Origin of the sequence: Legionella bozemanae (assembly GCF_001648595.1) — a bacterium.
GTDB lineage: Bacteria > Pseudomonadota > Gammaproteobacteria > Legionellales > Legionellaceae > Legionella > Legionella bozemanae.
In genome coordinates this window covers 164,651-189,069 of sequence record NZ_LBAW01000004.1, presented here as the reverse complement: position 1 = coordinate 189,069, position 24,419 = coordinate 164,651, and the positions used below count along the sequence as shown (strand labels likewise).

Here is a 24,419-nt window from a genome sequence, read left to right as displayed (position 1 = left end):
TGTTACTAAAACTCAAGATAAAGAGCCATTTCTTAAATATGAGAATAATATTACGATAAGTTCTTAATTTTAAAAAAATCATGAGCGCTATTAAAAGTTATGCTATTTTACAGCTTTGCCATAAAAAAGGATTTACAGGTGCATGAGTTGAAATTAAAACCCAGTGAGCGAAAAATTATTTTTCTTGCTTCTTTGGGTGGTGCATTGGAGTTTTATGATTTTGTAATTTACGTTATTTTTGCACCAATAATCAGTCAGATTTTTTTTCCCGAAACCGACAAATTGGCCTCGTTGATGAGTGTATATGCCGTTTTCGCTATTGGCTATTTGATTCGTCCATTAGGAGGTATCGCTTTTAGTCATTTTGGAGATAAATACGGTCGTAAAAAAACGTTTATTTTTTCGGTGCTCTTGATGGCGGTTCCAACGGTTCTTATTGGAGTGTTACCCACATACCAACACATAGGGATTTTTTCGAGTATTCTTTTGATTTTTTTGAGGTTATTGCAAGGATTATCAATTGGCGGTGAAATTCCAGGAGCATTAACCTTTACTTGCGAACACGTAAATCCGCGCTCCAGGGCACTTGCTTGTGGTGTTATTTTTTCTTGTCTTAATTTAGGTATTTTTCTGGGGGCAATGATTAGTTTAATTCTAACGAGTCAACTTTCAAATGCACAATTATTGAGTTTTGGTTGGCGTATTCCCTTTATACTTGGTGGATTACTTGGAATATTCAGTTTCTATATTCGTAAACAATTGGCTGAGAGCCCCTTATTTCTTGCATTTAAAAATTCAACAGAAAATACGCGAATGCCTTTTGTCGAAGCAATTACTTTGCACTGGCGAAAAATTTTACAAGGTGTTGGTTTAACGTGCTTGGGCTCAGTAATGATTAATTTATTATTTTTATATATGCCTACATATCTTTCAACGATCCTTGCTTATCCGAAACAACAAGCGACCTTATTCAATACGATTAATTTGGGTTTTTATTCCTTGTTACTTATATTTTTTTGCTGGTGTGCTGATCGTTTGGGTCGTAAATTGGTGCTTTTAATTGGAGCATTTGGTTTTATTTTATTAAGCTATATTTTATTTGTTACTTTATCCAGACAAACGACTTCATCGCTGATTGCAGCCTTATTTATTTTTGCGATTTTGAGCAGCGCCATCATGGTTTATCCCAGCTTGCTGGTTGAACTATTCCCAGTCTCTATTCGTTACACTGGAATTGCTATTTCTTATAATCTCGCATTTGCTTTTTTCGGAGGTTTAACTCCATTTATTGCTACTTATTTAATTGAGGCACTAAACAACAACCTTGCTCCCAGCTTTTATCTAACACTGAGTGCAATTCTTTGTTTTGTCGCAGTATTAACTATTAAAAGACTCTATGTGGAAACGGAGGTTTCATCATGAATTCGGGAGTAAAAGCCGTTGTCTTTCTTATTTTATCTTTGCTGTTTTCATTAGTACATGCTGCGAGACCTTTTATTATTGATACTGATGTAGGAGTTGATGATGAATTGGCGATTCTCTATTTGTTAGCACAAAAAGACATTGATATTAAAGCGATAACCGTAGTGGGTACCGGTGAATCTCATTGTCCATCTGGATTAAGAAATGTTGCTGGATTATTGGCTTTAATGCATCATGAAAAAATTCCATTAGCCTGCGGACGTGATACACCGATGGCTGGAACACATCAATTCCCTGACTGGTTACGTAAAACCGCGGATAATTTAGCAGGCGCCGCCGATTTGTTACCTAAAGTTGCGAGGTCCTCTTCACAGACTGCATTACAGTTACTGGAGTCTACTTTAAAGAATGCGAAAGAGCCTGTTGAGATTTTAGCTATTGGTCCATTAACAAATCTTGGTGAACTTGTAGTCCGGATACCAGAGATAAAAAGCAAAATTAAAATGATTTATGTTATGGGTGGAGCAGTGGATAGTGCTGGAAATTTGGTTGAAGTGGATCATTCAATTCAAAATACTACTGCAGAATGGAATATCTATGTTGATCCTTATGCTGCAGACAAGGTATTTCGTTCAGAAATTCCTATCACTCTGGTAGGCCTGGATGTAACCAATCAGGTTCCTGTGACAAAAGATTTTTATCTTAAATTGAAACAAAATCAAAATAATCTAGCTAATCAATTTTTCTATGAACTTTTTCATCGCAATGAGGCCGAAATATTTGATCATAAGTGGTATTTTTGGGATGTGCTTTCTGCAGTCGTGGCACATGATAATTCAATTGTTAAATCCACGAATAAAAAATTACGTGTTGTATTAAGTCCAGAAAAACAATCGGGTACTACAGTGGTTGATGAAAAGGGTAACATGGTACGCGTGTGTACCGCGGTGAACCAGGGACGATTTGAAAACATTTTAATGGATGCTTTAAAGAAAACTTCTTGATTGAACTCTATTGGTAGAGCGGGATCCCACCGCGGATCCCGGTTTACATGAATTGGCATAGAATTCCCGGTTCTGCTGCGTGCGCCTGAATCTTCTACACATCGCTGAAAACCAGTTCTGCCTATTCCGACGTCCCGCGGACAAAGCCGCGGGGCATAGGCAGGGATGTGCTCAAGAGACAGTGCATGCACCCAGGTTATATTATATTTAATTGGGAAGGGAACGTTTTTCTTCAAAAAACGCTACTTTACCTGTCTTGATATCATGTAGGCCTGCCACAATCCCTATTTGTTTTTTACTAATTAAATCTTTGAGTATTGGGCTTCTTTCTTGTATTTCTCTGACAATTCTTAAGGCGTTGGCTTTAGCGATGGCATCAATTAGTTTAGGATCAGTACAATTTTTTGTTCCTTGCCCTTGCATACTTGTTTGCACAACGGGTTTAATTTTGTCTAAAACATCAGTTAAATGTCCGAGTTGGGCACCTTCACACGCACCTGCTACAGCACCGCATGAAGTATGTGCCAAGACTACAATAAGACGAGATCCAACTACTTTAGCTGCAAATTCCATACTACCCAAAATATCTTCATTGAGTACATTGCCAGCTACACGTAAGGTAAATAAATCAGCTAAACCTTGATCAAAAAAGAATTCAGGAACACTCCGTGAATCCATACAGTTGAGAACCACTGCAAATGGATATTGCCCATAAGAAGATTGATACGCTTGTTTTAAATAATCTCTGGATATTTGGGTATGGTTTAAAAAGCGCTGGTTTCCCTCTTTCAGGCGCTGTAGCGCTTGTTTTGGGGTCATTTTTTGTTGCTTTGCTTGAGTTAATGTTTTGCCCAAAATTGGCATCTCTGTCGCAGATGAACTTGCAAAGCCAGTAAATGCGTAGGTAAAACCCAATATTAACGTCAAAATTTTTATTAGATGCTGCATTATGATGCTCCGTTTCAATTAGAAATCATTCCTTTTTATTGATAATAACTTAATCTTACAATTCATACACTATTCTCTTGAATTTTAATAAAACGCCTCTATTTATAAATATGTAGAACACTATTTAGGAGAGGGTTATGAGTATCATAAGACGTGATTATTTTCCTGTATACAATGAACTTGGTTCCTTTTTAGAGAATTTTTTCAGGGGACAACAAGCAGATTCTTCTATAGTAGACACAAGTACATGGACGACTCCCGTAGATATTAAAGAAGAAAAAGAGCGCTTTTTAGTACTTGCAGATATTCCTGGTGTGAATAAAGAAGACATCCAAATATCCTTGGAACATAATATTTTAACGCTTCGTGGCGAGCGTCATTTCGAGAAAACAGAAAACAAAAATGGCTATACTCGTATGGAACGTTCCCAAGGTCAGTTTTATCGTCGCTTTAGCTTACCGCAAACTGCTGACGATACAAAAATAAGCGCTAAATACAAACAAGGGGTATTGGAAATTTCGATTCCTAAAAAGGAAATGGCAGTTGAGAAAAAAATTGATATTACAGTAGAAGAGTAATAGCTTGTAGCCCGGGTGAAGGCGTAAGCCGAAACCCGGGAATCATAATTTATATGGTACTTTTTTCAGCCAGTTCATCACATTTCTAAAGAGAATAGATAGTTTTTTATAAAGCTCTGCGCTTTATGCCTGAGTGCTCCCTATAAAATTATAAGATTTCAGTCAAGTGAGAACTCTGTCATCCCTGAGCAGAGATGGCAATGGAGAACACCCAGATATAAAGTGCGGTAGAGTAGAAAAATTGGTGTGAAGAGCTCACTGCCACTGGAGCTCACGAACATGCCGTGGGACATGCAAGGTAAGATCAAAAATCCTTTAGCTTAATGGCAGTGCAAGCCAATCTTTCCAAGATTGGGGTTAAGAAGCACTTTTCTCGGGGTTCAATGAAAAAATGCGAAGACGATGATGATCTGGATCAAGTGCTACGAAGGTATAGCCAAAATCCATCATCGTCGGGGGCTGAGCAACCTGGATCCCCTGTTGTTGCCAGAGCGTATAAAGTTCGTCAATCACATGATCATCTTGCACTTGCAATGAAAGCTCTCCTCCACCACCAAGTGTTGTTGCCCGAGGTTCAACAGAGTGCTTTGACCATAGACCAAAACGCATCCCTGATTTTAATAAAAACATGACAAAAGTAGGCGATGATTCAATAGGTTGGCTCTTGAGTAACTGCTCATAAAATGATGCACTAATCAGGGGAGCATCAACATAAAAAATGATTAAATTGGGATCAAGATACATAAAGAACTCCTTTTAATTTAATGGAGGTTTGAGTTTAAAAGATCATGCTGACAGCTTTTGTCAGTAGTGTTTACTTCTGAATCTACAAAGATATATGGATAACACGAATGATTGGTGTTTTAATATCGTCAAAGTTGTCCTGCCCAATAAGCAAGGCAGGAATATTTAAAAGGAAGTTGATCATGAATAAGTTCTATGTAGATCCCGATATAGCAAAAGCCTCTACTTTACCTGCATATTTTTATACGTCTTTGGAGTGTTTCGAACAAGCAAAAGAAAAAATATTTGCCAGAACGTGGCAGTTTTGTTGCAGTGCAGAAAGCTTGCGATTGGATGGGCAATTGGTACCTTTTACGTTATTGCCAGGATTGTTGGATGAACCTTTATTATTTGTTCATGATGAGCAAAACCGCTTTCGTTGTCTGAGTAATGTATGCACCCATAGGGGTAATATTTTGATTGAGGCACCGTGTTCTGCTGAGAAAATTAAGTGCTCCTATCATGGGCGTCGATTCAATCTTTGTGGCGAATTCCTGCATATGCCTGAATTTGAAAAGACCTGCAATTTCCCAACTGCAAAAGATAATTTACCGCAAATTCCATTTGATTGTCTTGAGCCATTTCTTTTCGCTTCATTAGCGCCTCAAGTGTCTTTTAAGGACGTGTTTGCTGATATTAAAGAACGCCTTTTCTGGTTGCCCATGGAAAAAATGCGTCTTGATCTGAATCGCTCACGCGACTATTTAGTTAAAGCACATTGGGCGTTGTATTGCGAAAATTATCTTGAAGCATTGCACATCCCTTTTGTCCATCATTCATTAAGAAAAGTGATTGATTGCACCACCTATACCACAGAGCTTTATCGTTATTGTAATTTGCAATTGGCTCTAGCCAGCCATGGGGAAGAGAGTTTTGTTTTACCTAAAGATTCGCCTGACTATGGTAAACAAGTCGCCGCTTATTATTATTGGATTTTTCCAAACACAATGCTTAATTTTTATCCGTGGGGATGCTCTGTCAATGTAGTGAAGCCATTAGGGCCTGAATTAACTAAAGTTTCATTTTTAACTTATGTTCTTGATGAAACCAAGTTAGGTAAAGGAGCAGGTGGTGATTTGGATAAAGTAGAACGTGAAGATGAAGCAGTTGTTGAGTCAGTCCAGCGGGGAATTCGTTCTCGTTTTTATGAAACAGGTCGTTTTTCTCCCACGAAAGAACAGGGAACTCATCATTTTCAACGGTTGCTTTGCGAATTTCTTAATGATTAATCGAATAAAGAATAGTAAGTAAAGATGATTCTTTAACTTAATGGTAGTGTGAGCGCTTACCCTTTTCCCAAATTCAAGGATTGAATGATGCATGATTTAGCTCAAGAGCCCTCGCTGCAACGCAAGCTTAATGCGCGTATATTGGGAATGATCACATTGGGTGGTTCTATTGGAACAGGCATTTTCTTAGCAAGTGGGAATGCTTTATCCATGGCGGGCCCTGGTGGTACATTGCTTGCCTACTTGATCATGGGGATCATGGTCTATTTTTTGATGGCGGGTCTTGGTGAAATGGCTGCATTCATGCCAACAAGTGGATCATTTTATGTTTATGCTGCTCGTTTTTTTGATCCCTCTTTAGGATACGCTTTAGGATGGAATTATTGGTATAGTTGCGCCATTTATATTGCTTCAGAAATCTCGGCCTCTGCATTAATGATGCATTTTTGGTTTCCTGAGAGTTCATCATTTCTTTGGTGTTCGGTTTTTCTCTTTCTGATCATAGGTTTTAATGCGATATCAACTAAAGCATTTGGCGAAGTAGAATATTGGCTTTCATTTATTAAAATCACAGTCATTGTTCTCTTTATTGTGACTGGATCTTTTCTGGTTTTCGGTTTCACAGATTATAAAGCAGGGGGATTTCAAAATTGGCGTATTGGCGATGCACCATTTCATAGTGGATGGATGGGTGTTCTTGCTGCTTTTGTTGCAGCAGGTTTTTCTTTTCAAGGTACGGAGTTAATCGGCGTTGCTGCAGGAGAGAGTGTTTATCCTGATAAAACAATTCCCAAAGCAATAAAAATGGTTTTTTGGCGAATTTTAATATTCTTCATTTTATCACTTTTTATTATCAGTCTTTTAATACCTTATACTTCATCACAATTAATCAGCTCTGATGTAGTAATGAGTCCTTTTACCTTGGTGTTTCAACAATATGATAAAGCTTTTGCTGCAATGATTATGAATGCGGTGATTCTTGTTGCAATCGTATCAACCGCAAATTCAAGTATGTATGTTGGCAGCAGAATGCTTTGGCATCTTGCCAAGGAAGGTCATGTTCCTCAAATTTTTTCTGTGGTTAATCAAAGAGGAATACCAATCTATGCTTTAGCCTTAACAAGTGTTGTTGCGATGATGGCTTTTTTATCTTCCATTTTTGGTAATGGTACCGTTTATTTTTGGTTACTCAATGCAACAAGCCTTTCCGGATTTATTGCTTGGATGGGAATAGCAATGAGCCATTATCGCTTTCGCAAAGCCTATTTGTGTCAAGGAAAAGACCCAGCTCAACTTCCTTATTTAGCTAGGGGATATCCTTTTGGTCCTTTATTTGCTTTTGGTGTGTGCATGATTGTGATTAGCGGTCAGAATTATTCTGCTCTAATGGCAACCCCAAAAGATTGGTATGGGTTGCTTATTTCTTATATTGGCGTACCACTGTTTTTAATGATTTGGATCGGACATAAGTGGATAAAAAAGACCAAAATTATCCCTTTGCATGAATGTAAGTTTGACTGTGAATAAGTAGGATCCATCTACATTTCTATTGTCTTGACCAAAATTGTTTGGGATTTTCTGTGGCGCAACGGTAAGCCTTGGGATGCATGTTTATAAAGGCGCACACCACGCCACACTACATCTAGTCCGCATTACCTGTGGTACGTAACAGAACTTGATTTGTGATAACGATAATTATTGTTTCATTTAATGGAATAATGCATTAAAAATAACAAATCGTTGGTATATTTATAGTAATAATGATTTATTCCAAAGAAGAGTTTTTATGCCATATAAAATACCAAACATCGTCATTGTAGGCGGTGGTTCAGGAGGAATGGAGTTGGCTGCATTGCTTGGCAATAAATATGGAAAAAGAGGCAAAGCTGCCATCACTCTGGTTGATTGTACGTCTACCCATATTTGGAAACCGCTGTTACATGAGGTTGCAGCAGGGAGTTTCTTTACAAATGAAAATGAAATTGACTACCTTGCCTATGCTGCCACGCATCATTTTCACTTTGTTTTAGGGGCACTTGAAGGTTTAGACCGGAGTAAAAAAGAAATCTATTTATCTCCATTTTACAGTCACGAACAAGAGGTTCTCCCAAAGAGAGCCCTTTCATTTGATATTTTAATTATTGCCGTGGGCAGTGTTGCTAATGATTTTAGTATCCCAGGAGTGCGTGAACATTGTTTATTTTTAGATAACATTCACCAAGCAGTCTATTTTCATCGCGAATTATTAAATCATTTCATGCGACTTTCCCAGCAACCCCAACAAAGCCAATTTAATGTGGTCATCGTAGGTGGTGGTGCTACTGGGATTGAATTAATCGCAGAATTGAATCATGCAATCCACGAAATTATAAATTATGGAATTGGCATTCAATCCGAAATTATTTCTTTTACTCTAATCGAGGCTGCAAGCAGGTTGTTGACTGCACTTCCAAAAGAGCTTTCCGAAAAAGTGTTTACTGAATTAACACGTATGGGTGTAACAATTTGTGTTAACGAACAAGTGAATGAAGTGACAGAAAAAGGCTTACATACTAAATCAACACAATTTATTCCTGCAGATCTTATTGTTTGGACTGCTGGTATTAAGGCCCCAGATTTTTTGCGTCATTTGGATGGTTTGGAGGTTAATCAAATCAACCAGTTACTAGTCAAGCAAACATTACAAACAACCCTGGATGATTCGATTTTTGCCTTAGGTGATTGTGCGAGCTGCCCACAAACCAATTCAGACAAAACTGTGCCGCCGCGCGCGCAGGCGGCACATCAGCAAGCCCGTTTTCTGTATAAAAATTTGAATAACTATTTAGAAGGTAAACCTTTACCTCTTTATCATTATCGCGACCATGGCTCCTTGGTTACATTAAGTCATCATGTAGTGGGTAACTTGATGGGTAAAATTACTAAGAATTTAATGATCGAAGGAAAACTAGCGCGTTTATTTTATTTATCTTTATACAAACAACATCAAATTTCTTTATATGGTTGGTGGCGGGTTTGTTTGCTCACTTTATCGAATTTGTTAAGTCGCAGAGTAAAGCCCAGACTTAAACTCCACTAAAGACGAGATAAAAGCTATATCTTGGGGTTATCCAGTGTATCCTTTCTTTGTTTCATGCAAAAAAATGGTATAAAGTAAAATCGAAAAATTATAAGGCAGGAAGCAATAATGTGGGATCAGAATAAAAAAAAATATTTAAAACGTCTGTCCAAGATTAAACCTTATCTTAGGAACGATAAATTTGTTGAGGCAAATGACATAATAACAGTACTTTCACATCTCATTCACTCGGGTGATCGAGTATGTATTGAAGGAGATAATCAAAAGCAGGCCAATTTTTTAGCTGCCGCTATGACTCAATTAAATCCTGCTAAAATAAATCACTTACATATGATTCAATCCGCTATTGCGTTACCAGAACATCTTGATGTGTTTGAAAAAGGGATTGCAAGCCGAATTGATTTTGCCTATTCAGGCCCACAATCGACTCGTCTTGCTGATATGGTAAAAAATAAAAAGATCGAGATAGGTAATATTCATACTTATAATGAACTTTTTGGACGCTTGGTCGCCGATTTGACCCCAAATGTTTGTTTGTTGATGGCAGATAAAGCAGACAGGGAGGGAAATTTATTTACCGGAGCAAATACAGAAGATACTCCCGCTATTATCGAAGCGACCAATTTTAAAGATGGTGTGGTTGTTGTACAAGTCAATGAGGTAGTGGATCGCTTACCGCGAATTGATATTCCAGCAGATTGGGTTGATATCATTGTTCAAGGTTCGGAAGCATCTTATATCGAGCCACTTTTTACCCGTGATCCTGCTCATATTGATGAAGTAAAAATATTAATGGCCATGATGGTGATTAAAGGAATATACGCACCTTATCAAGTGAATATCTTAAATCATGGTGTAGGGTTTAATACATGTGCTATTGAATTGCTGTTGCCTACCTATGCTGAATCATTAGGTCTAAAAGGAAAAATATGCCAACACTGGATTGTTAATCCTGTACCTACCTTAATACCTGCGATTGAAGCAGGATTTGTAAAAACCATTTATCCGTTTGGCGGCGAGGTAGGAATGAATCGTTATGCAGCTTCCCGACCCGATGTTTTTTTTACAGGTAAAGAAGGATGTTTGCGTTCGAATCGTATGTTAGGTCAATTAGCAGGGCATTATGCTTGCGATGTTTTTATCGGCGCAACATTGCAGATGGATCTTGAGGGAAATAGTTCTACAGCTGTTGAGGGACGTATCGCGGGTTTTGGCGGTGCCCCTAACATGGGGTGTGATGCCCCTGGCCGGCGCCACTCTTCTTATGCCTGGTTGAAAGCAGGCCAAGAACGAAGTGAGGCATTGGGATTAAAAATGCCGCGCGGAAGAAAATTAGTGATTCAAATGGTAGAAACGTTCCAAAGTTCAGCACAACCCACATTTGTTGAAAAACTGGATGCCTGGGCTTTGCAAAAATCGATGAATGCTGATTTGCCTGCGGTGATGATTTATGGAGAGGATATAAGTCATGTTGTTACGGAAGAAGGCATTGCCAATCTTCTGATGTGCCGCACTCTTGAGGAGCGTGAACAGGCTATTCGAGGTATTGCAGGATATACCGAAGTTGGAATAAAGCGCGATAGGAAAAAGGTTGAGGAATTGCGTCACCGAGGTGTCATTAAACGCCCTGAAGATTTAGGAATCAAGGTCTCTGATGCAACTCGAGATTTATTGGCAGCTAAGTCAATTCGTGACCTTGTTGATCGTTCAAAGGGCTTATATGAACCGCCTGTAAAATTTAGAAATTGGTAGGTAAAGAATATGGAAAAAATGGAATTTCGTTTTACACTTCCTGGTGAACGTTTACAAGGCAAAAAAACCGTTTGTGGCGTTGTCGGCTCAGGTAATCTGGAAGTCATTATTGAAGAAAACCCCACTTCTGAGACAATTTTTACGATTCAGACTGCAATTGATCATTATAAGCCAGTTTGGAAGATGGTTGTTGGCGATTTTGTAAATCAACACCAACCTGTTGGTTTGCAATTTACCCTCAATGATAATGGAGCAATACCCGCAGTCGTTTTATTGCGTTTAAGCCAGGCATTAGAGGAATTTCAAGGGAACCACAAAATAGGGAATCATTATGAAGAGCTTGATGCACGTGAACGAATCCAGGTTCTTTTTGATAAAGATTCGTTCACTGAGTGGCTTGCTGATGAAAAGCTTTATAGCCCCTATTTAGCTGCTTTAAATTTGCCAGGTGAAGCAGATGATGGCATCGTTATTGGCTCAGCCCTGTTACAAAAGAGCAAAGTACTTGTTGCGGCCCAGCAAAAAGATTTTATGGGAGGGGCAGTGGGTGAAATTCATGGGGCGAAACTTACCGGCTTATTTAAAGCCGCGATTGCCACCCAAGCTAAGGCGGTAATTCTTCTCATTGACAGTGGAGGGGTGCGTTTACATGAAGCCAATGCAGGAGAAATATCCATTTCAGAAACGATTCGTGCTGTTTTTGAAGCAAGGCGCCATGGAGTAACTACAGTAGGTGTTATTTGTGGGAAAAATGGCGCTTTTGGTGGTATGGGGATTATTTCTGCGTGTTTGGATTATCTGGTGATTAATGAAGTAGGGCGTATTGGAGTATCCGGTCCGGAGGTGATTCAGGCAGTCGCTGGTGTTAAAGCATTTAATTCACAAGATAGAGCTCTAGTGTGGCGTGTATATGGAGGAAAAACTCGCTATTTACAGAATATTGCTCAAAGCTATGCGGGTTCGGATGTCGGTACGTTACGCGCTAAACTGATTGTTGCGCTTGATAAGGGCGTTTCTTTGGATCTTAACTCCATAAAGCAAAAGCATGCATTGTTAAAAAAGCGTTTGCAGGAAACCCAGGGGTTCCAAGAAGAGGGTACCTATCTCAAGCAAGTTGCTCCAAAATATGCTGCAACTCTTTTTGATATGGACGAGCGAGAATTTTTGGATGCAGCAAAACATATAAAAAAGAAATCGTAAAAATCGTAGCCCGGGTGCAGTGAAGCGGAACCCGGGTTTAACCGGATTTTGGATTCCCGGGTTCCGCTTCGCTGCACCCAGGCTACGAGGCAAGGTTTAGGATTGTTGTCGTTCCCGCTTGCGGGAACGACAAAAAAACGAAATCAAGGGATACGTACGACTCATGCAGAAGGAATAAGAAAATGGTTGCATTAAAGGATCTTCTCCAACAAATCTTTTCTCAGGAAGTGGAGTTGGCAGAGAATCAATCGGTTGTTTATGGACAAGCAATGCTGAATAATCAATTGATTCATATTCTTGGGGTAAAAGAGTCAACATTCCTAGGCGTAGAACAAGCGTTGATTATGGCTCAGCACGTCATCGACATTCTTGAGAGTCGATCAAAAGAGCCAGTTCTGCTTTTAGTCGATGTTGCTGGACAAGAATTAACAATGCGTGATGAATGGTTGGGCATGCAACAATATTTTGGTCATTTACTTGAATGTTTGGAATGCCTGCGCCAACAGGGAAATATCTTAATATCGCTTGTTTATAACCAAGCATTAGGTGGGGCTTTTATTGCCTATGGTTTGATGGCAGATACAATTTTAGCTTTACCTGATGCAGCATTAGCTGTGATGTGGTTAGAAGGGATTGCCAAAGTAACCAAAATAGAATTAAGCACGCTTCAGGATCTCAGTAAGACATTTCCAGTTTTTGCCCCTGGGGTACAAAATTTTTATGAACTTGGTGGCTTGCATGAGATTGTCAATTCATCTGAACTTGCTGAAAAAATCAATTGGGCGATTCAAAAGAAAAATACTACAGATGATCGGGCACTCTTGGGGAGCAAGCGAGGAGGTAGAAAGCTTGCCTACTCAATTATCAATAAAGTAGCCAATCATTTATGAGTTTACAAAGGCATCATTTAATTTATCTTCAACCGGATGCAGATTTTGCTGTTGCTTCGATTCATGAAAATAAGAAAATGATTGAAGAACAAGTATCCCTCTGGCTTGAAAAAGGCTTGCCTTGTATTTATGCCAAACAATTAATGCACCAGGAAACAATTAATCTGGGATTAACTCTTTTGCATGCCGGGAATAAGCACCGCGTTGGTTTACAGGTTGCCCCATCATTTGTGCAAAAACAAAAGCCGCTTCCTCAACTCCTGGAGATGCAGGATTTTTTTTCTTCTTATTACGGGATAAAAAAGTTAGATACCTTTATTAAGCTGTTGCCAATTTCTGATATTGCTGTTTATGGATCATTTTTGTTTCATTATGTATCAGGATATTCTTTTGTTGATCACGCTTCAGATCTTGATTTACTTATCTCGTACCAAAACTATTCTTTAGTTGATTTAAGTGAATCTATTGCTGCGTTAACAAAAAAATTAAATCGAATTATTGATGGCGAGGTTCGTTTTCCTTGTCTTGGTGATATTCCTATTAAAGAGTTGCTTCATTTATCTGCAAAAAAACTGTTGTGTAAGAGTAGGGACAAGGTTACGTTATTATCAAGAGCAGAACTTTATGAACACTATCCATTGCTGTGAACGAACGCTCGCCAGAATAGCAGTTAGAGCCCTTTATTTTGAAGTCAAAGCGTACCCTAAACCAGGCTTGGTCAGCTTTAAGGATACAGGGGCACATCATGATATGAACGGTGAAACATTTTATCGTAGCTTATTTACCTTACGCCATTATTTTTATCAAATCACAAAAAAAGGATTAGTAAATGATTCTTTTGAGGCGTTAAAACAAGTGGCTATTGAGGCAGAACAGCGCATGCTGGGAAAAACTCAGGGAGTAAATACTCATCGTGGTGCTATTTTTGCTTTGGGTATCGTTTGCGTTTCTGTAATAAGGCTGGCCCAGGAAAAAAAACAATTCACTCCTGAGGATGTTCACCGGCAAATATTGAAAGACTGGCCAAGGTATTTGGTGAACCATCATGGGGATCCAGAAAGTCATGGGGCTATAGTGCGTCAAAGATATAAGGTTGTTGATGCCAAGCAAATGGCAATTCATGGGTATGATTTAATTTTTCAATTACTTCCTGATTTTATTTCACTTTTCATTGAGACCCAATCCCTGGATACCGTCTGTTTGTTTGCGTACTCAGAGCTTTTACTGCATATGGATGATACGAACATTCTTTATAGGAAAGGTAAGTTAGCGCTGGATGATGCAAAACACAAAATAGCAGAGTTATTGGCAGTTCGATGTTTACAAACTCGTCAAAAGAAGGCATTGAAGCTGCATCAACTTTTTTCTGAAGCAGGGGTTAGTCCAGGGGGGGTAGCTGATTTGCTCAGTGTCTTATTATTTTTAGGTCAATTATTCTGTGATCAACTCCGCGATTACCCTGATCTTAAAAAATTTTAGAAAAAACAACTATACTCTAATTATAAGGCATTTCATTTATAAGGTAATTCTTTTTTTTGAATAGGGAGAAAGGATATGGAACCCAGTAATCATTTATCTCAATCTCAATTAGATTTAATACCCATACTTTCTCGTGCAACTATTTTTACAGGCATTGGTCACATTGAACAGAAAATGCTAGCTGATAAATGTGTTATTGAAAATTATAGGCCTGAAGAAATCGTTATCGAACAAGGTGAAATAGGGGACAAGCTTTATATTATTATTCGAGGTTCGGTGCAAGTTTCTATAAAAACACAGTCAATGGGTTGGAAACGCATTAATACTTTGGGGGCTGGTGATGTGTTCGGGGAAATCGCTATTTTACGCAATATTCGCAGAACGGCGCGTATTAGTACCATCACTGCTTGTCAGTTTCTGACGATTAGCGCAAGTGACTTTTTGGCAGTCTATCAATATTTTCCTGCACGTGCGCGCGACAATATTCAGCTGGTTGTTGCTAAACGGTTACAAGAAAGTGGCGCTCATGTGCGTTTGTAAAATACAGCCATTGTTAGGAGCTCCTATTTTCACTGGCCTATTTATTTTTACGACAGGGCAATGTTATTGACATCTCGCTCAAAAACAATGATTGCATGAGTTATCGAACGAAATTGAAATTGCGATTTCCGGAAATAAAATGGAAACGAATTTTATTAATCTTATCTTAGGATTTATTGAAGGGTTTGCCCTAATTATTTCTCCTTGTATTTTGCCTATCTTACCTATTTTTCTAGCAGGGTCACTTACCGGATCCAAAAAACGACCGATGGGGATTATTGTCGGTTTTACTTTGTTTTTTTCCTTATTGGTGTTCTTTTCCCATCAATTAGTACATTACTTAGATGTCGATTTTAATTTAGTTCGGGAGATTGGTTATGTCATTTTACTCCTTTTGGGAGCCATCATGATCTCGAATTATTTAACAGAGCAATTTGGTAAAATAACCCAGGGATTCACTCGAATAAGTACCTTTTTTTCTTCAGTCAACAAACCAGAAGGGGGATTTTGGAATGGACTTTTCTTAGGGGGAATCATTGCAATTATTTGGACTCCTTGTGCTGGGCCAATTTTGGCAGCGATTATCGTACAGACTGCATTACAGGAAACGACACTAATCAGTTTCTTTACTTTGATGGCGTTTGCTCTGGGCGCTGCAATTCCCATGTTTATTATTTCCCTATACGGAAAAAAGTTAATAAATACCTTCTCCTTTTTTAAAACACGCGCCACTCTTTTTCGTAAATTTTTAGGAGGAGTAATTATTGCGAGCGTAGTCTATATGGTTTACTTTGAAGGAGAGGTGGTCTCCTCTTCAGTGGTTCCTCAAACAGGAATTAAAACATCAAATTCACTGATTAATGGCTTATGGTTTACTTATCAAGCACCACCGATACAAGGTGTTGATGCCTGGATTAATTCACCTCCTTTACGCTTGATTGATTTACGTGGAAAAGTGATCTTAATTGATTTTTGGACTTATTCTTGTATCAATTGTTTACGTACCTTACCTTATCTTAATGATTGGCATAAGCGCTATCATGATAAAGGACTCGTCATTATTGGTATCCATACGCCTGAATTTGATTTTGAAAAAAATGTAGATAATGTCAAAGCTGCAGTGAAACGATATGGAATTTTATATCCTGTAGCACTTGATAATCAATTTATGACCTGGAGAAACTATAAGAATCATTATTGGCCTGCTCATTATTTAATTAATAAAAAAGGTGATGTGGTCTATAGACGTTTTGGTGAAGGTGAGTATGAGGTGATGGAGAACAATATTCGCTTTTTGTTGGGGATTAAGGACTTAAGCACTATAAGGTCTTTAAAAGAAAGTTCAGTAAGTATTGCACAAACACCAGAAACTTACTTGGGATATGCGAAGGCCGATTCCTATTACAGTCCCGAACTCATAAAAGATAAAACCACTCGCTATCATTTTTCTGATAAATTATCTGCTAATGCCTGGGGCTTGGACGGATTATGGCAAGTCAATGCGGAGAATATCGTTGCACAAGAAGCAAATGCGGCGATTAAAATACACTTTAATGCACGCAAAGTATATGCTGTTATGGGAAATAGTACTGCTAAACCTATTAAGGTTAAAGTGGTTTTAACTGATGAACAATCAGGAAAAAAGCTGCAGGAAAGTAGCATTTTAGTTGATAAATATTCTCTTTATGAGTTGATTTCGGAAAAGAAATTTATCAGTGGATACCTGCAAATTATGGCGAGTGAGCCTGGAGTGAAAGTATATACTTTTACCTTTGGAAGCTAACGTTTGATTTTAAGGCTTGTTGGTCGGAACTATTTTGGGTTGCTAGTTCATCACAAAGTGTCGTTTCTTTTTTCTTTTCACAAAAGAAAAAAGCCGGATTTGGCCTTGGAGAACTGAATTCTAAAAGTTTTACAGGCTCTTGTTATAATTGCGGAGGAATAGAGCATGTGGACTGACAGTCTTGTTGAAGCAATTCAGAATAGTAGCCTGTTCTTCTTCTGAAAAAGGCTGTATTGGCATAGCATTTCCTTTAAGTAAGTGCGCCTGTAAAGCACTTCGATGTGCTGTTTTTATTTTTTGATAATAGAAAGAACCTTTTTTACTTCAGCAACGATTTTTCCCTCTTCGTCGGTTATAGGGACAATAAATTCTGAGTCAATTTTTTTTGCCTCATTGACTTCAAGGCGAATTTTTTCAACGTGTTCTGGGGATAACTCAAATTGTGCGTAAAGTGTGCCTTTAGCGGGTATTTTATAACGAATGGAAGCTGATTTATCCCAAACAATATACCCCTTTCCTAATGAATGCATGAGCATTAACATATAAAATGGATCAGTCATTGAGTACATGGAACCACCAAAATGCGTCCCCACATAATTTTTATTCCAAAAACGCATCTTCATTTGGACCACAATATAGGTACCATCAGAATGAAATTTTTTTACGCTGATTCCAGCACCCCAAAAAGGCGGCCAAAACCGTATCATTCTTAACAGTGTTGAAAGTTTCATGCAAATAGTTCCAATATGAAATAGAGGGGTTCCAGACTCTATTTTTCATTTTATGGCCATTTCAGTCAATAAATATTATATACTTCATTCCGCTTTTTTAATTGGATTATAAGGTTCTTTTCATGTGCCGCTTCATCGTAAAAAAAATTTTTGTCCTCGCTGCAATGATTCCTCTGGTGGCGAATAGTCAAAATAATTTCTCCTACCTTCCGCCTGTTTTTACTGAGAGTCACAGGTTTACAAAAATTCAGGCAGTGTTTCCAGCCATTGATGAAATGTACCAAAACTACGCTGAAAAAAATCATGTTCCTGGTTATGTGTATGGGATTATTTTAGATGGACGTCTAGTACATACTGGAAGCAGTGGTTTCACGGATATTGCCAAAAGAACTCCTGTGACTACTCGATCCATGTTTCGCATTGCATCGATGACTAAAAGCTTCACAGCCATGGCTGTTTTAAAACTTCGCGATGAAGGCAAATTAAGATTGGATGATCCCGCCTTTTTTTATATTCCTGAATTAAAAAATCAGAAATTAACCCAAGATGCAGCAGAGATTACAATTCGTGATTTATTAACTCATTCGGCAGGATTCCCTGAAGACAATCCATGGGGTGATAGAAATTTGAGTAAGACGGATGAAGAATTAATCGACCTAATAAAACATGGAATTTCTTTATCTAATATTTCTGGAATATCATTTGAATACAGTAACCTAGGGTTTGCACTTCTGGGATTAATTGTTAAAAAAGTATCAGGGGTTTCCTATCAGGAATATATTGCTGCAAATATTTGGCAGCCTCTAGATATGAAGCAGGCCGCATGGGAATTTACACAAGTTCCTACAGATCAATTAGCACATGGTTATCAATGGGTAAATGGTGATTGGCAAGAAGAGCCCTTATTACACGATGGCAGTTATGCTTCTATGGGAGGGATGATTACTTCCATCGAAGCATTCAGTCATTATGTTGCATTACATCAATATGCATGGCCTGCGCGCGATGATGCAGAAACAGGTCCAATAAAAAGAAGCTCCATTCGTGAAATGCATCAACCGTGGCGATTTTATGCTGTGAATTCAACAGCTAAAGTAAATGACAAAGAGTGTCCGACAATTAGTGCTTACGGCTATGGCTTAAGATGGTCCAGAGATTGTAATGAAAAAATATCGGTAGGACATAGTGGCGGCCTTCCTGGTTTTGGTAGTAATTGGCTCATGTTGCCTGAATATGGAATAGGCGTCGTTTTATTAACTAATGTGACTTATGCTGCTGCGGAGGTAATTAATGTCCAAGCGGTGAATCAACTGATTAACGAAGCTCAATTGAGGCCAAGAGCGTTACCCCCTTCAAAAATTTTGCATGAACGACAAAAAGCATTAATGAAGTTACTCCCTGAATGGAAGAATGTAAAAGCAAGCGGGTTGTTCGCAATGAATTTTTTTCTAGATTCACCAGTTGCTTCATTGCAAAAGAAAACTCAAACTCTGTTCACCAAAGCAGGTAAAATCCTCAATGTAGGTGATGTAATTCCAGAAAATCAATTACGGGGTTATTTTATTATCCAAGGAGAAAAAGCAAATCTTAAAGTCAGTTTTACTTTATCACCAGAAAATCCTGCATTAATTCAGAAATATGAAATAGAAGAAAAAGCATAAACCTGACTAAATGCAGCAAAGTTCTGCTTTGTTGCATTTAGCCCATGATAATAGAATTATCTTAAATAATACTTTGTGCGGATACAGCTTTTTCACAAAGCATGCGCAAAGCAGCTGCAATTTGTTTTAATTCATCATTGTGTAAGTGATATTTTTTACCTAATTGAACCGGATCAGTGAAACTTAACCATACTTGACCACTCTGGTCTTCTGTAGCCATTACCCGCAAAGGTAAATCAAGTGCGATTGCTGCATTTTCTTGCATTAATGGTGTCCCTTTTGCTGGATTGCCTATAATAAGGACTTCGGTAGGAGGAAGTGATTGGTTTACCTTTTGGGCTTCACCACTGTGATCGATGTGAGCAAATATTTTTCCGCCTTTTTGAGTAATAATATCTATTATTCGCTGAATTGTTTGGGAGACAGAATAAGGGCTTTGCAGGGTCTGTGAACCGGAACCTTCTGGTGCGCCTAGTTTCATATCAAAAGCTGCTGCAATTTTACGGCTTAAGATATCTAAATCAGACAGATTCTCTTTATTTGCCAAAAGGGTGACACATAAAAGTTCATTTGGTGCAGTAAAACGGCTTAAAAAAGCGGAGAAACCAGGAATATTTCCTTTTATTTCCATTAATCCTGGATGACCTGGAAATAACCAACCCGCATTCCCAGGTATGACCATTTCATTGTCTAAAGTAATACAATGATATAGAAAATCTCTATTCTCACTTTCTTTGATTAAAATAGTTCCCGCTAGACCGATATCCCATATGCTGATATCTTCTGCTGACGCAATGACACCGCCGTGTGCAAAAGTAGTTGTCCACGTGATTCCAGGGAGTGCATGGTTATCTGCTGCATAGCCAACAGCAACTTCCAAGGGGTCGATATAAGATGGATTATGCAAAAATTTGCTGTGCTTAAAAGGACGGTTAGTGTTGTGCACTTCATTATCGATTGAGGAGATGTTTTTAATGAAAAATGTACGTTTTAAACCCACACGCTCAATTTGATTTTTAGTGATATATGATTCATAACTCATATCGCTGGCATTTTCAATAATAATCCCGAGGAGGTAATAATTTGAGGCGCTGGGTTGCATTTTGGTGCCTGAAGGAAAGAGTAAATTTGGATCTTTAATTAAATTAAAAATCTCTTCAGGCTTATAATCTTTGTGATAAGAAAAACCTTCACATTCTGAATAATCAGGTATTCCTGAACTGTGAGTTAATAATTGTCGAATAGTAACACCTTGCCATTCTTGTGGAAGAGACGATATAGAAGTAGAAATTGAGTCATCTAATTTCAGTTTCCCTTCTTCTATTAGTTGCATTATGGCAACTGCAGTAAATGCATGAGTTAATTGACCTACATGAAAGAGTGTGCGTGTCGAAACCAAAAGTTTTTTTTCTGTATCAGCGAATCCATAACCCACTACTCGCGTAATATATGGGGCTTGAACAATCGCCAGAGACATCCCCGGAATATTATTTTCTTCCATGTACTCTATTATGAGATCATCTACAGATTGACCCCGATAAAGAGTATGGAAATCACCGCGACCAGTACCAGAGTGAGTGTTCATTTTGTTATTCCTTTAGATGCCACAAACTATTTTTAGTATAGATGAGTATTGAGGTGTTGCAGCAGGAATAAGGTCAAATGACAACTGGGATTTTCAGCGTCAATTATTCAGTTCTACTTTCGCTGCACGCAGCTTCTATTTAATTATGTATTTGATGTTTCAAGTAAATTTACTATATTGAATAAATATAGGGTTGTTTGAATTAATTTTTCCCAATTTAATCAGTAATGTTGAATGGCTAAAATGTTTTTTCTCATGCTGATAGATTAATAGATATGCATGTGAACGATAGTTTCTAAAGAATACGGATTTAAAAAGGATACGTTAGTATGCATCACGCGCTTCCTCTGATCACCACAGTTGCAATGGGATTTGCTTTAGCATTAATCCTGGGCTTTATTGCGGTACGATTTAAAATTCCCGCATTGGTAGGTTATTTATTAGCTGGTGTTGCCATGGGGCCATTTACTCCAGGAGGGTTGATGGCAGATGTTGAAATCGCTCAGGAACTTGCAGAAATTGGCGTCATGCTCCTCATGTTTGGGGTAGGATTGCACTTTTCATTGTCTGATTTGCTGTATGTTCGGAAGATTGCAATTCCGGGGGCGATTGTGCAAATGATTGTAGCAACAATATTGGGTGGTTGTACTGCCATCATGTGGGGCTGGAACTATGGCTATGCCTTGATTTTTGGACTTTCATTATCCGTTGCAAGTACTGTTGTATTATTGAGAGCACTTGAAGAACGAGGCATGTTGGGAACAATTAATGGGCATATTGCAGTAGGCTGGCTTCTGGTTGAAGATCTGGCTATGGTTGTTGTGTTGGTATTGCTTCCGCCATTATCCCAATGGTTAGGCAATAATCCATCCGTCAGTATGCACAAGCCATTATGGCTTGTCCTTGGGCTTACGTTCATAAAAGTTTCTACTTTTATTGCTCTGATGTTCCTGGTGGGGCGGCGATTTTTTCCCAAATTACTTTGGCATGTTGCCCGTACAGGATCACGCGAATTATTTACTTTGTGTGTTGTTACTGCAGCAATTAGTATTGCCTATGTAGCTGCTAAGCTGTTCGGGGTTTCCTTTGCTTTAGGTGCTTTTTTTGCTGGGATGATTATGAGGGAGTCTGCCTTTAGCCATCGCGCAGCTGAAGAATTGTTACCACTGCGCGATGCATTTGCTGTATTGTTTTTTGTTTCAGTCGGTATGTTGTTTAATCCTGCTGTTTTAGTGGAGCAACCACTCCAAGTATTAACTGTTGTAGGTATTATTGTTATTGGAAAATCAATCGCAGCATTTATTCTGGTTCTTGCTTTTCGTTATCCATTACAATCGGCATTAGTTGTATCAGCAAGTTTGGCACAAATTGGTGAGTTTTCTTTTATTCTTGCTGAGCTTGGAATACGCTTGGGCCTCCTTCCTGTAGAAGGACGAAATTTTATTTTAGCTGGCGCATTGATCTCAATAGCCATTAATCCGCTTATATTTAAACTAATAACTCCTATTCATACATGGGCAAAAACTCGCTCTAAATTAATGGAGATTTTTGAGCGTTCAAAGGATCCTTTAACTGAGTTACCTATAACCACGACAGAAAAATATCTTGCAGGACACGTTGTTCTGATAGGATATGGACGTGTGGGAAAGCGTGTTGCTCGGTTGCTTTCTGAAAAAGATGTTCCTTATGTTGTAATTGATGATAATCGAGAACTAATAGAGCGCTTGCGAGTTTCTGGTATACCCGCGGTTTATGGCGATGCATCCAAGCCCTCTGTGCTTGTTCAAAGCCATATTGCTCATGCCAGTATGCTTATTATTGTAATATCAGATACGGTGCATGTAGGAAAGATGATTCAATATGCAATTCAACTCAATCCAGGAATTGAAATTGTTATCCGCACACATAATGAAGAAGAGGCTATGTTATTACAGAAAGAAATCAACGGAAAAGTGTTTTTTGCCGAGGGTGAAATAGCAAAAAATATGGGACTTTATGCCTTGAACCGATATGGAAAATCGCCAACTTCAAAAAATTAGATAATAATTCTGAGTGGTAAAAAATCAATATAAGATGTATCCTGAAGGCTCCGTTTACAGTCCTAATAATGTAACGAAAGGTATTAAAATGATAAGAATTGAGCTTCTACAAAATAATCTTGATGCGATCTCTGAGCTTGCTCTTATTTGGCAAGAAGGCCTTGGAAAAATTTGGTTACCTGATGTTCCGCTAGATGTTGTAGAACAGCGTTTTCGTGATCATGCAAACCACGACAAGTTGCCAATTACTTTTGTTGCATTTGATGAGGAAAAGCCAGTAGGCATGTGCAGTTTACGTGAAAATGATGGTATCCGTCCTGATTTGATGCCATGGCTAGGTTCTTTATCCGTAAAATCTGCATATCAACGGCAAGGACTTGGTAAACGTCTTATTGATGTAACCAAAGAGCAAGCAAAAAAAATGGGATATGAAGTGCTTTATCTTTTTGCGTTTGATCAAACAATTCCGAATTATTACCAATCCTTAGGATGGAAAATTATAGATACAGACCGTTTTAAAGGACACCCTGTTACAGTAATGAAAATTATAATGTAAACCCCAATTAATCTATCGTAGACCATTAGAAATCGTATGACGAACGTTAATTTGATCGTCAAGATTTTGCAAATATCCTGAATTTCTGGGTTAGTTTTTTTGCGTTTTTAAAAATTGTTGACTAGCCTTTATTGGAGCTAATAAGAACTATTTTAGTTTTTTATTTGCTGAAAAAAATTAAGGAGAATTAAAATGAATGAGAATATTTTTCAAGGAAAATGGATGGAAATAAAAGGCCAAATGAAACAATTTTGGGGAAAGCTCACAGACGATGACCTAAAACAAATTGAAGGTAATCAACAAGAAATTTTTGGCAAGCTCAGAAAACATTATGGGTACACCGAAGAGCAAGCTAAAAAAGCAGTACAAGATTTTCAAAAGAAAATGCATCATTAAAATTTAAGAAAGAATGTCACATTTAAAAGGAGTTTTAATATGGAAAACAGAGGAATTGTTAAATCTGGTGAACTTACAGGTTCTAAAGTAATGAATCCAGCTCATGAAAATCTAGGTGAAATTGCGGAGGTTGTTATCGATAAGCAATCTGGAAAAGTAAATTATCTTGTCTTAGATTTTGGTGGTTTTCTAGGATTTGGCAATAAATATTTTGCTGTACCTTGGAATTTATTTTTGTACGACAACAAAGATGATTGTTTTATTCTTAATGTGGATAAACAGCATCTGAAAGATGCACCTGGCTTTGATAAAAATCATTGGCCCAATTTTTCTGCACCTGAATTTAAAACTCAAATAACCGGTTTCTATACAGGGAGATAAGTGATGAAAATTCTATTAGGAGCATTATTTAGTACACTGGTTTTATTCTCTGTTACTTCATTTGCTCATGATGAAACAACGGGAACTAATGGGAGTACTAGTACAAGTGCAAACACAAGTTCGAATGCTACTCCCAAGACCTCAATGAGTTCAAATTGGGTGTGTACTACTAATGCAAGCTCAAGTGACAAAAAAGCTGACCAAGATGCTGATAAGAAAATGTCAGAGCATGCTGGTTCTGCAACTAAGTCATTTGCTTTCGCAGCAAAGCATTGCCGTGACTGCACACAAATCACATGTGATGTTAAAAAATAATCCATTCACCTGCATTTCTTTATAAGAAATGCAGGGAAATCTCCTAAAAATCATTTTTTTTCAAATAA

General features: G+C 38.1%; 23 protein-coding genes. 19 read left to right on the top strand and 4 right to left on the bottom strand.

The window, feature by feature from the left end:
* Positions 1-138: 138 nt before the first annotated feature.
* Both A8O27_RS05235 and A8O27_RS05230 read left to right on the top strand, forming a co-directional pair.
* Positions 139-1,422 (top strand): MFS transporter, encoded by a 1,284-nt coding sequence (locus A8O27_RS05235; protein WP_235810547.1) that lies wholly within the window; start codon positions 139-141, stop codon positions 1,420-1,422.
* Positions 1,419-2,426 (top strand): nucleoside hydrolase, encoded by a 1,008-nt coding sequence (locus tag A8O27_RS05230; RefSeq protein WP_058460089.1) that lies wholly within the window; start codon positions 1,419-1,421, stop codon positions 2,424-2,426. The genes A8O27_RS05235 and A8O27_RS05230 overlap by 4 nt, the downstream gene beginning before the upstream one ends.
* Positions 2,427-2,633: 207 nt before the next feature.
* Here the strand turns inward: A8O27_RS05230 and A8O27_RS05225 are convergent, their stop codons facing one another.
* A complete protein-coding gene (locus A8O27_RS05225; RefSeq protein WP_058460090.1) occupies positions 2,634-3,374 on the bottom strand; it encodes a carbonic anhydrase family protein in 741 nt (246 codons plus the stop codon).
* Between the two features lie 137 nt (positions 3,375-3,511).
* On the opposite strand from A8O27_RS05225, the gene A8O27_RS05220 reads away from it, so the two are divergent.
* Positions 3,512-3,952, top strand: a complete 441-nt coding sequence (locus A8O27_RS05220; protein WP_058460091.1) for an Hsp20/alpha crystallin family protein — start codon at positions 3,512-3,514, stop codon at positions 3,950-3,952.
* Positions 3,953-4,309: 357 nt separating this feature from the next.
* Here the strand turns inward: A8O27_RS05220 and A8O27_RS05215 are convergent, their stop codons facing one another.
* On the bottom strand, positions 4,310-4,696 hold the full coding sequence (locus A8O27_RS05215; RefSeq protein ID WP_058460092.1) for a VOC family protein: 387 nt from the start codon (positions 4,694-4,696) through the stop codon (positions 4,310-4,312).
* Positions 4,697-4,878: 182 nt separating this feature from the next.
* Between A8O27_RS05215 and A8O27_RS05210 the strand changes: the two genes are divergently transcribed.
* From A8O27_RS05210 to A8O27_RS05165, 10 genes are all read left to right on the top strand, one after another.
* Entirely contained in the window at positions 4,879-5,964 is a 1,086-nt protein-coding gene (locus A8O27_RS05210; protein WP_058460093.1) for an SRPBCC family protein, read from the top strand.
* 84 nt (positions 5,965-6,048) lie between these two features.
* Positions 6,049-7,491, top strand: a complete 1,443-nt coding sequence (locus A8O27_RS05205) for an amino acid permease (protein ID WP_174223915.1) — start codon at positions 6,049-6,051, stop codon at positions 7,489-7,491.
* A 259-nt stretch (positions 7,492-7,750) separates the two neighbouring features.
* Complete coding sequence (locus tag A8O27_RS05200) at positions 7,751-9,043, top strand: NAD(P)/FAD-dependent oxidoreductase (RefSeq protein WP_058460095.1); 1,293 nt, start codon at positions 7,751-7,753, stop codon at positions 9,041-9,043.
* 108 nt (positions 9,044-9,151) lie between these two features.
* Entirely contained in the window at positions 9,152-10,795 is a 1,644-nt protein-coding gene (gene mdcA / locus A8O27_RS05195; RefSeq protein ID WP_058460096.1) for a malonate decarboxylase subunit alpha, read from the top strand.
* A gap of 9 nt (positions 10,796-10,804) precedes the next feature.
* On the top strand, positions 10,805-11,995 hold the full coding sequence (locus A8O27_RS05190) for a biotin-independent malonate decarboxylase subunit beta (protein WP_058460097.1): 1,191 nt from the start codon (positions 10,805-10,807) through the stop codon (positions 11,993-11,995).
* Between the two features lie 182 nt (positions 11,996-12,177).
* A complete protein-coding gene (locus tag A8O27_RS05185) occupies positions 12,178-12,885 on the top strand; it encodes a biotin-independent malonate decarboxylase subunit gamma (protein WP_058460098.1) in 708 nt (235 codons plus the stop codon).
* Entirely contained in the window at positions 12,882-13,532 is a 651-nt protein-coding gene (locus A8O27_RS05180; protein WP_058460099.1) for a phosphoribosyl-dephospho-CoA transferase MdcG domain-containing protein, read from the top strand. The genes A8O27_RS05185 and A8O27_RS05180 overlap by 4 nt, the downstream gene beginning before the upstream one ends.
* Positions 13,510-14,364: a triphosphoribosyl-dephospho-CoA synthase gene (locus A8O27_RS05175; protein ID WP_058460100.1), complete on the top strand. Its 855-nt coding sequence runs from the start codon at positions 13,510-13,512 to the stop codon at positions 14,362-14,364. The genes A8O27_RS05180 and A8O27_RS05175 overlap by 23 nt, the downstream gene beginning before the upstream one ends.
* A 75-nt stretch (positions 14,365-14,439) precedes the next feature.
* Positions 14,440-14,904 carry a cyclic nucleotide-binding domain-containing protein gene (locus tag A8O27_RS05170; RefSeq protein WP_058460101.1) on the top strand — a complete coding sequence of 155 codons (465 nt, stop codon included), beginning with the start codon at positions 14,440-14,442 and terminating at the stop codon, positions 14,902-14,904.
* Positions 14,905-15,043: 139 nt separating this feature from the next.
* On the top strand, positions 15,044-16,687 hold the full coding sequence (locus A8O27_RS05165; RefSeq protein ID WP_058460102.1) for a cytochrome c biogenesis protein DipZ: 1,644 nt from the start codon (positions 15,044-15,046) through the stop codon (positions 16,685-16,687).
* A gap of 290 nt (positions 16,688-16,977) precedes the next feature.
* On the opposite strand, the gene A8O27_RS05160 is transcribed toward A8O27_RS05165, so the two are convergent.
* The gene (locus A8O27_RS05160) at positions 16,978-17,418 is read right to left on the bottom strand and encodes a DUF4442 domain-containing protein (protein ID WP_058460103.1); all 441 of its coding nucleotides are present in this window, start codon (positions 17,416-17,418) and stop codon (positions 16,978-16,980) included.
* Between the two features lie 122 nt (positions 17,419-17,540).
* On the opposite strand from A8O27_RS05160, the gene A8O27_RS05155 reads away from it, so the two are divergent.
* Positions 17,541-19,079, top strand: coding sequence for a serine hydrolase domain-containing protein (locus A8O27_RS05155; RefSeq protein WP_058460104.1), 1,539 nt, complete (start codon positions 17,541-17,543; stop codon positions 19,077-19,079).
* Positions 19,080-19,140: 61 nt separating this feature from the next.
* On the opposite strand, the gene A8O27_RS05150 is transcribed toward A8O27_RS05155, so the two are convergent.
* A complete protein-coding gene (locus A8O27_RS05150) occupies positions 19,141-20,664 on the bottom strand; it encodes a serine hydrolase (protein ID WP_058460105.1) in 1,524 nt (507 codons plus the stop codon).
* 329 nt (positions 20,665-20,993) lie between these two features.
* On the opposite strand from A8O27_RS05150, the gene A8O27_RS05145 reads away from it, so the two are divergent.
* The 5 genes from A8O27_RS05145 (at position 20,994) to A8O27_RS05125 (ending at position 24,351) form a co-directional block, all read left to right on the top strand.
* Positions 20,994-22,703: a cation:proton antiporter domain-containing protein gene (locus A8O27_RS05145; RefSeq protein WP_058460106.1), complete on the top strand. Its 1,710-nt coding sequence runs from the start codon at positions 20,994-20,996 to the stop codon at positions 22,701-22,703.
* A gap of 88 nt (positions 22,704-22,791) precedes the next feature.
* Positions 22,792-23,259 (top strand): GNAT family N-acetyltransferase, encoded by a 468-nt coding sequence (locus tag A8O27_RS05140; protein ID WP_058460552.1) that lies wholly within the window; start codon positions 22,792-22,794, stop codon positions 23,257-23,259.
* 192 nt (positions 23,260-23,451) lie between these two features.
* A complete protein-coding gene (locus A8O27_RS05135) occupies positions 23,452-23,655 on the top strand; it encodes a CsbD family protein (RefSeq protein ID WP_058460107.1) in 204 nt (67 codons plus the stop codon).
* A gap of 39 nt (positions 23,656-23,694) precedes the next feature.
* Positions 23,695-24,036: a PRC-barrel domain-containing protein gene (locus tag A8O27_RS05130; RefSeq protein WP_058460108.1), complete on the top strand. Its 342-nt coding sequence runs from the start codon at positions 23,695-23,697 to the stop codon at positions 24,034-24,036.
* 3 nt (positions 24,037-24,039) lie between these two features.
* Positions 24,040-24,351, top strand: a complete 312-nt coding sequence (locus A8O27_RS05125; protein WP_058460109.1) for a hypothetical protein — start codon at positions 24,040-24,042, stop codon at positions 24,349-24,351.
* The last annotated feature ends 68 nt before the right edge of the window (positions 24,352-24,419 follow it).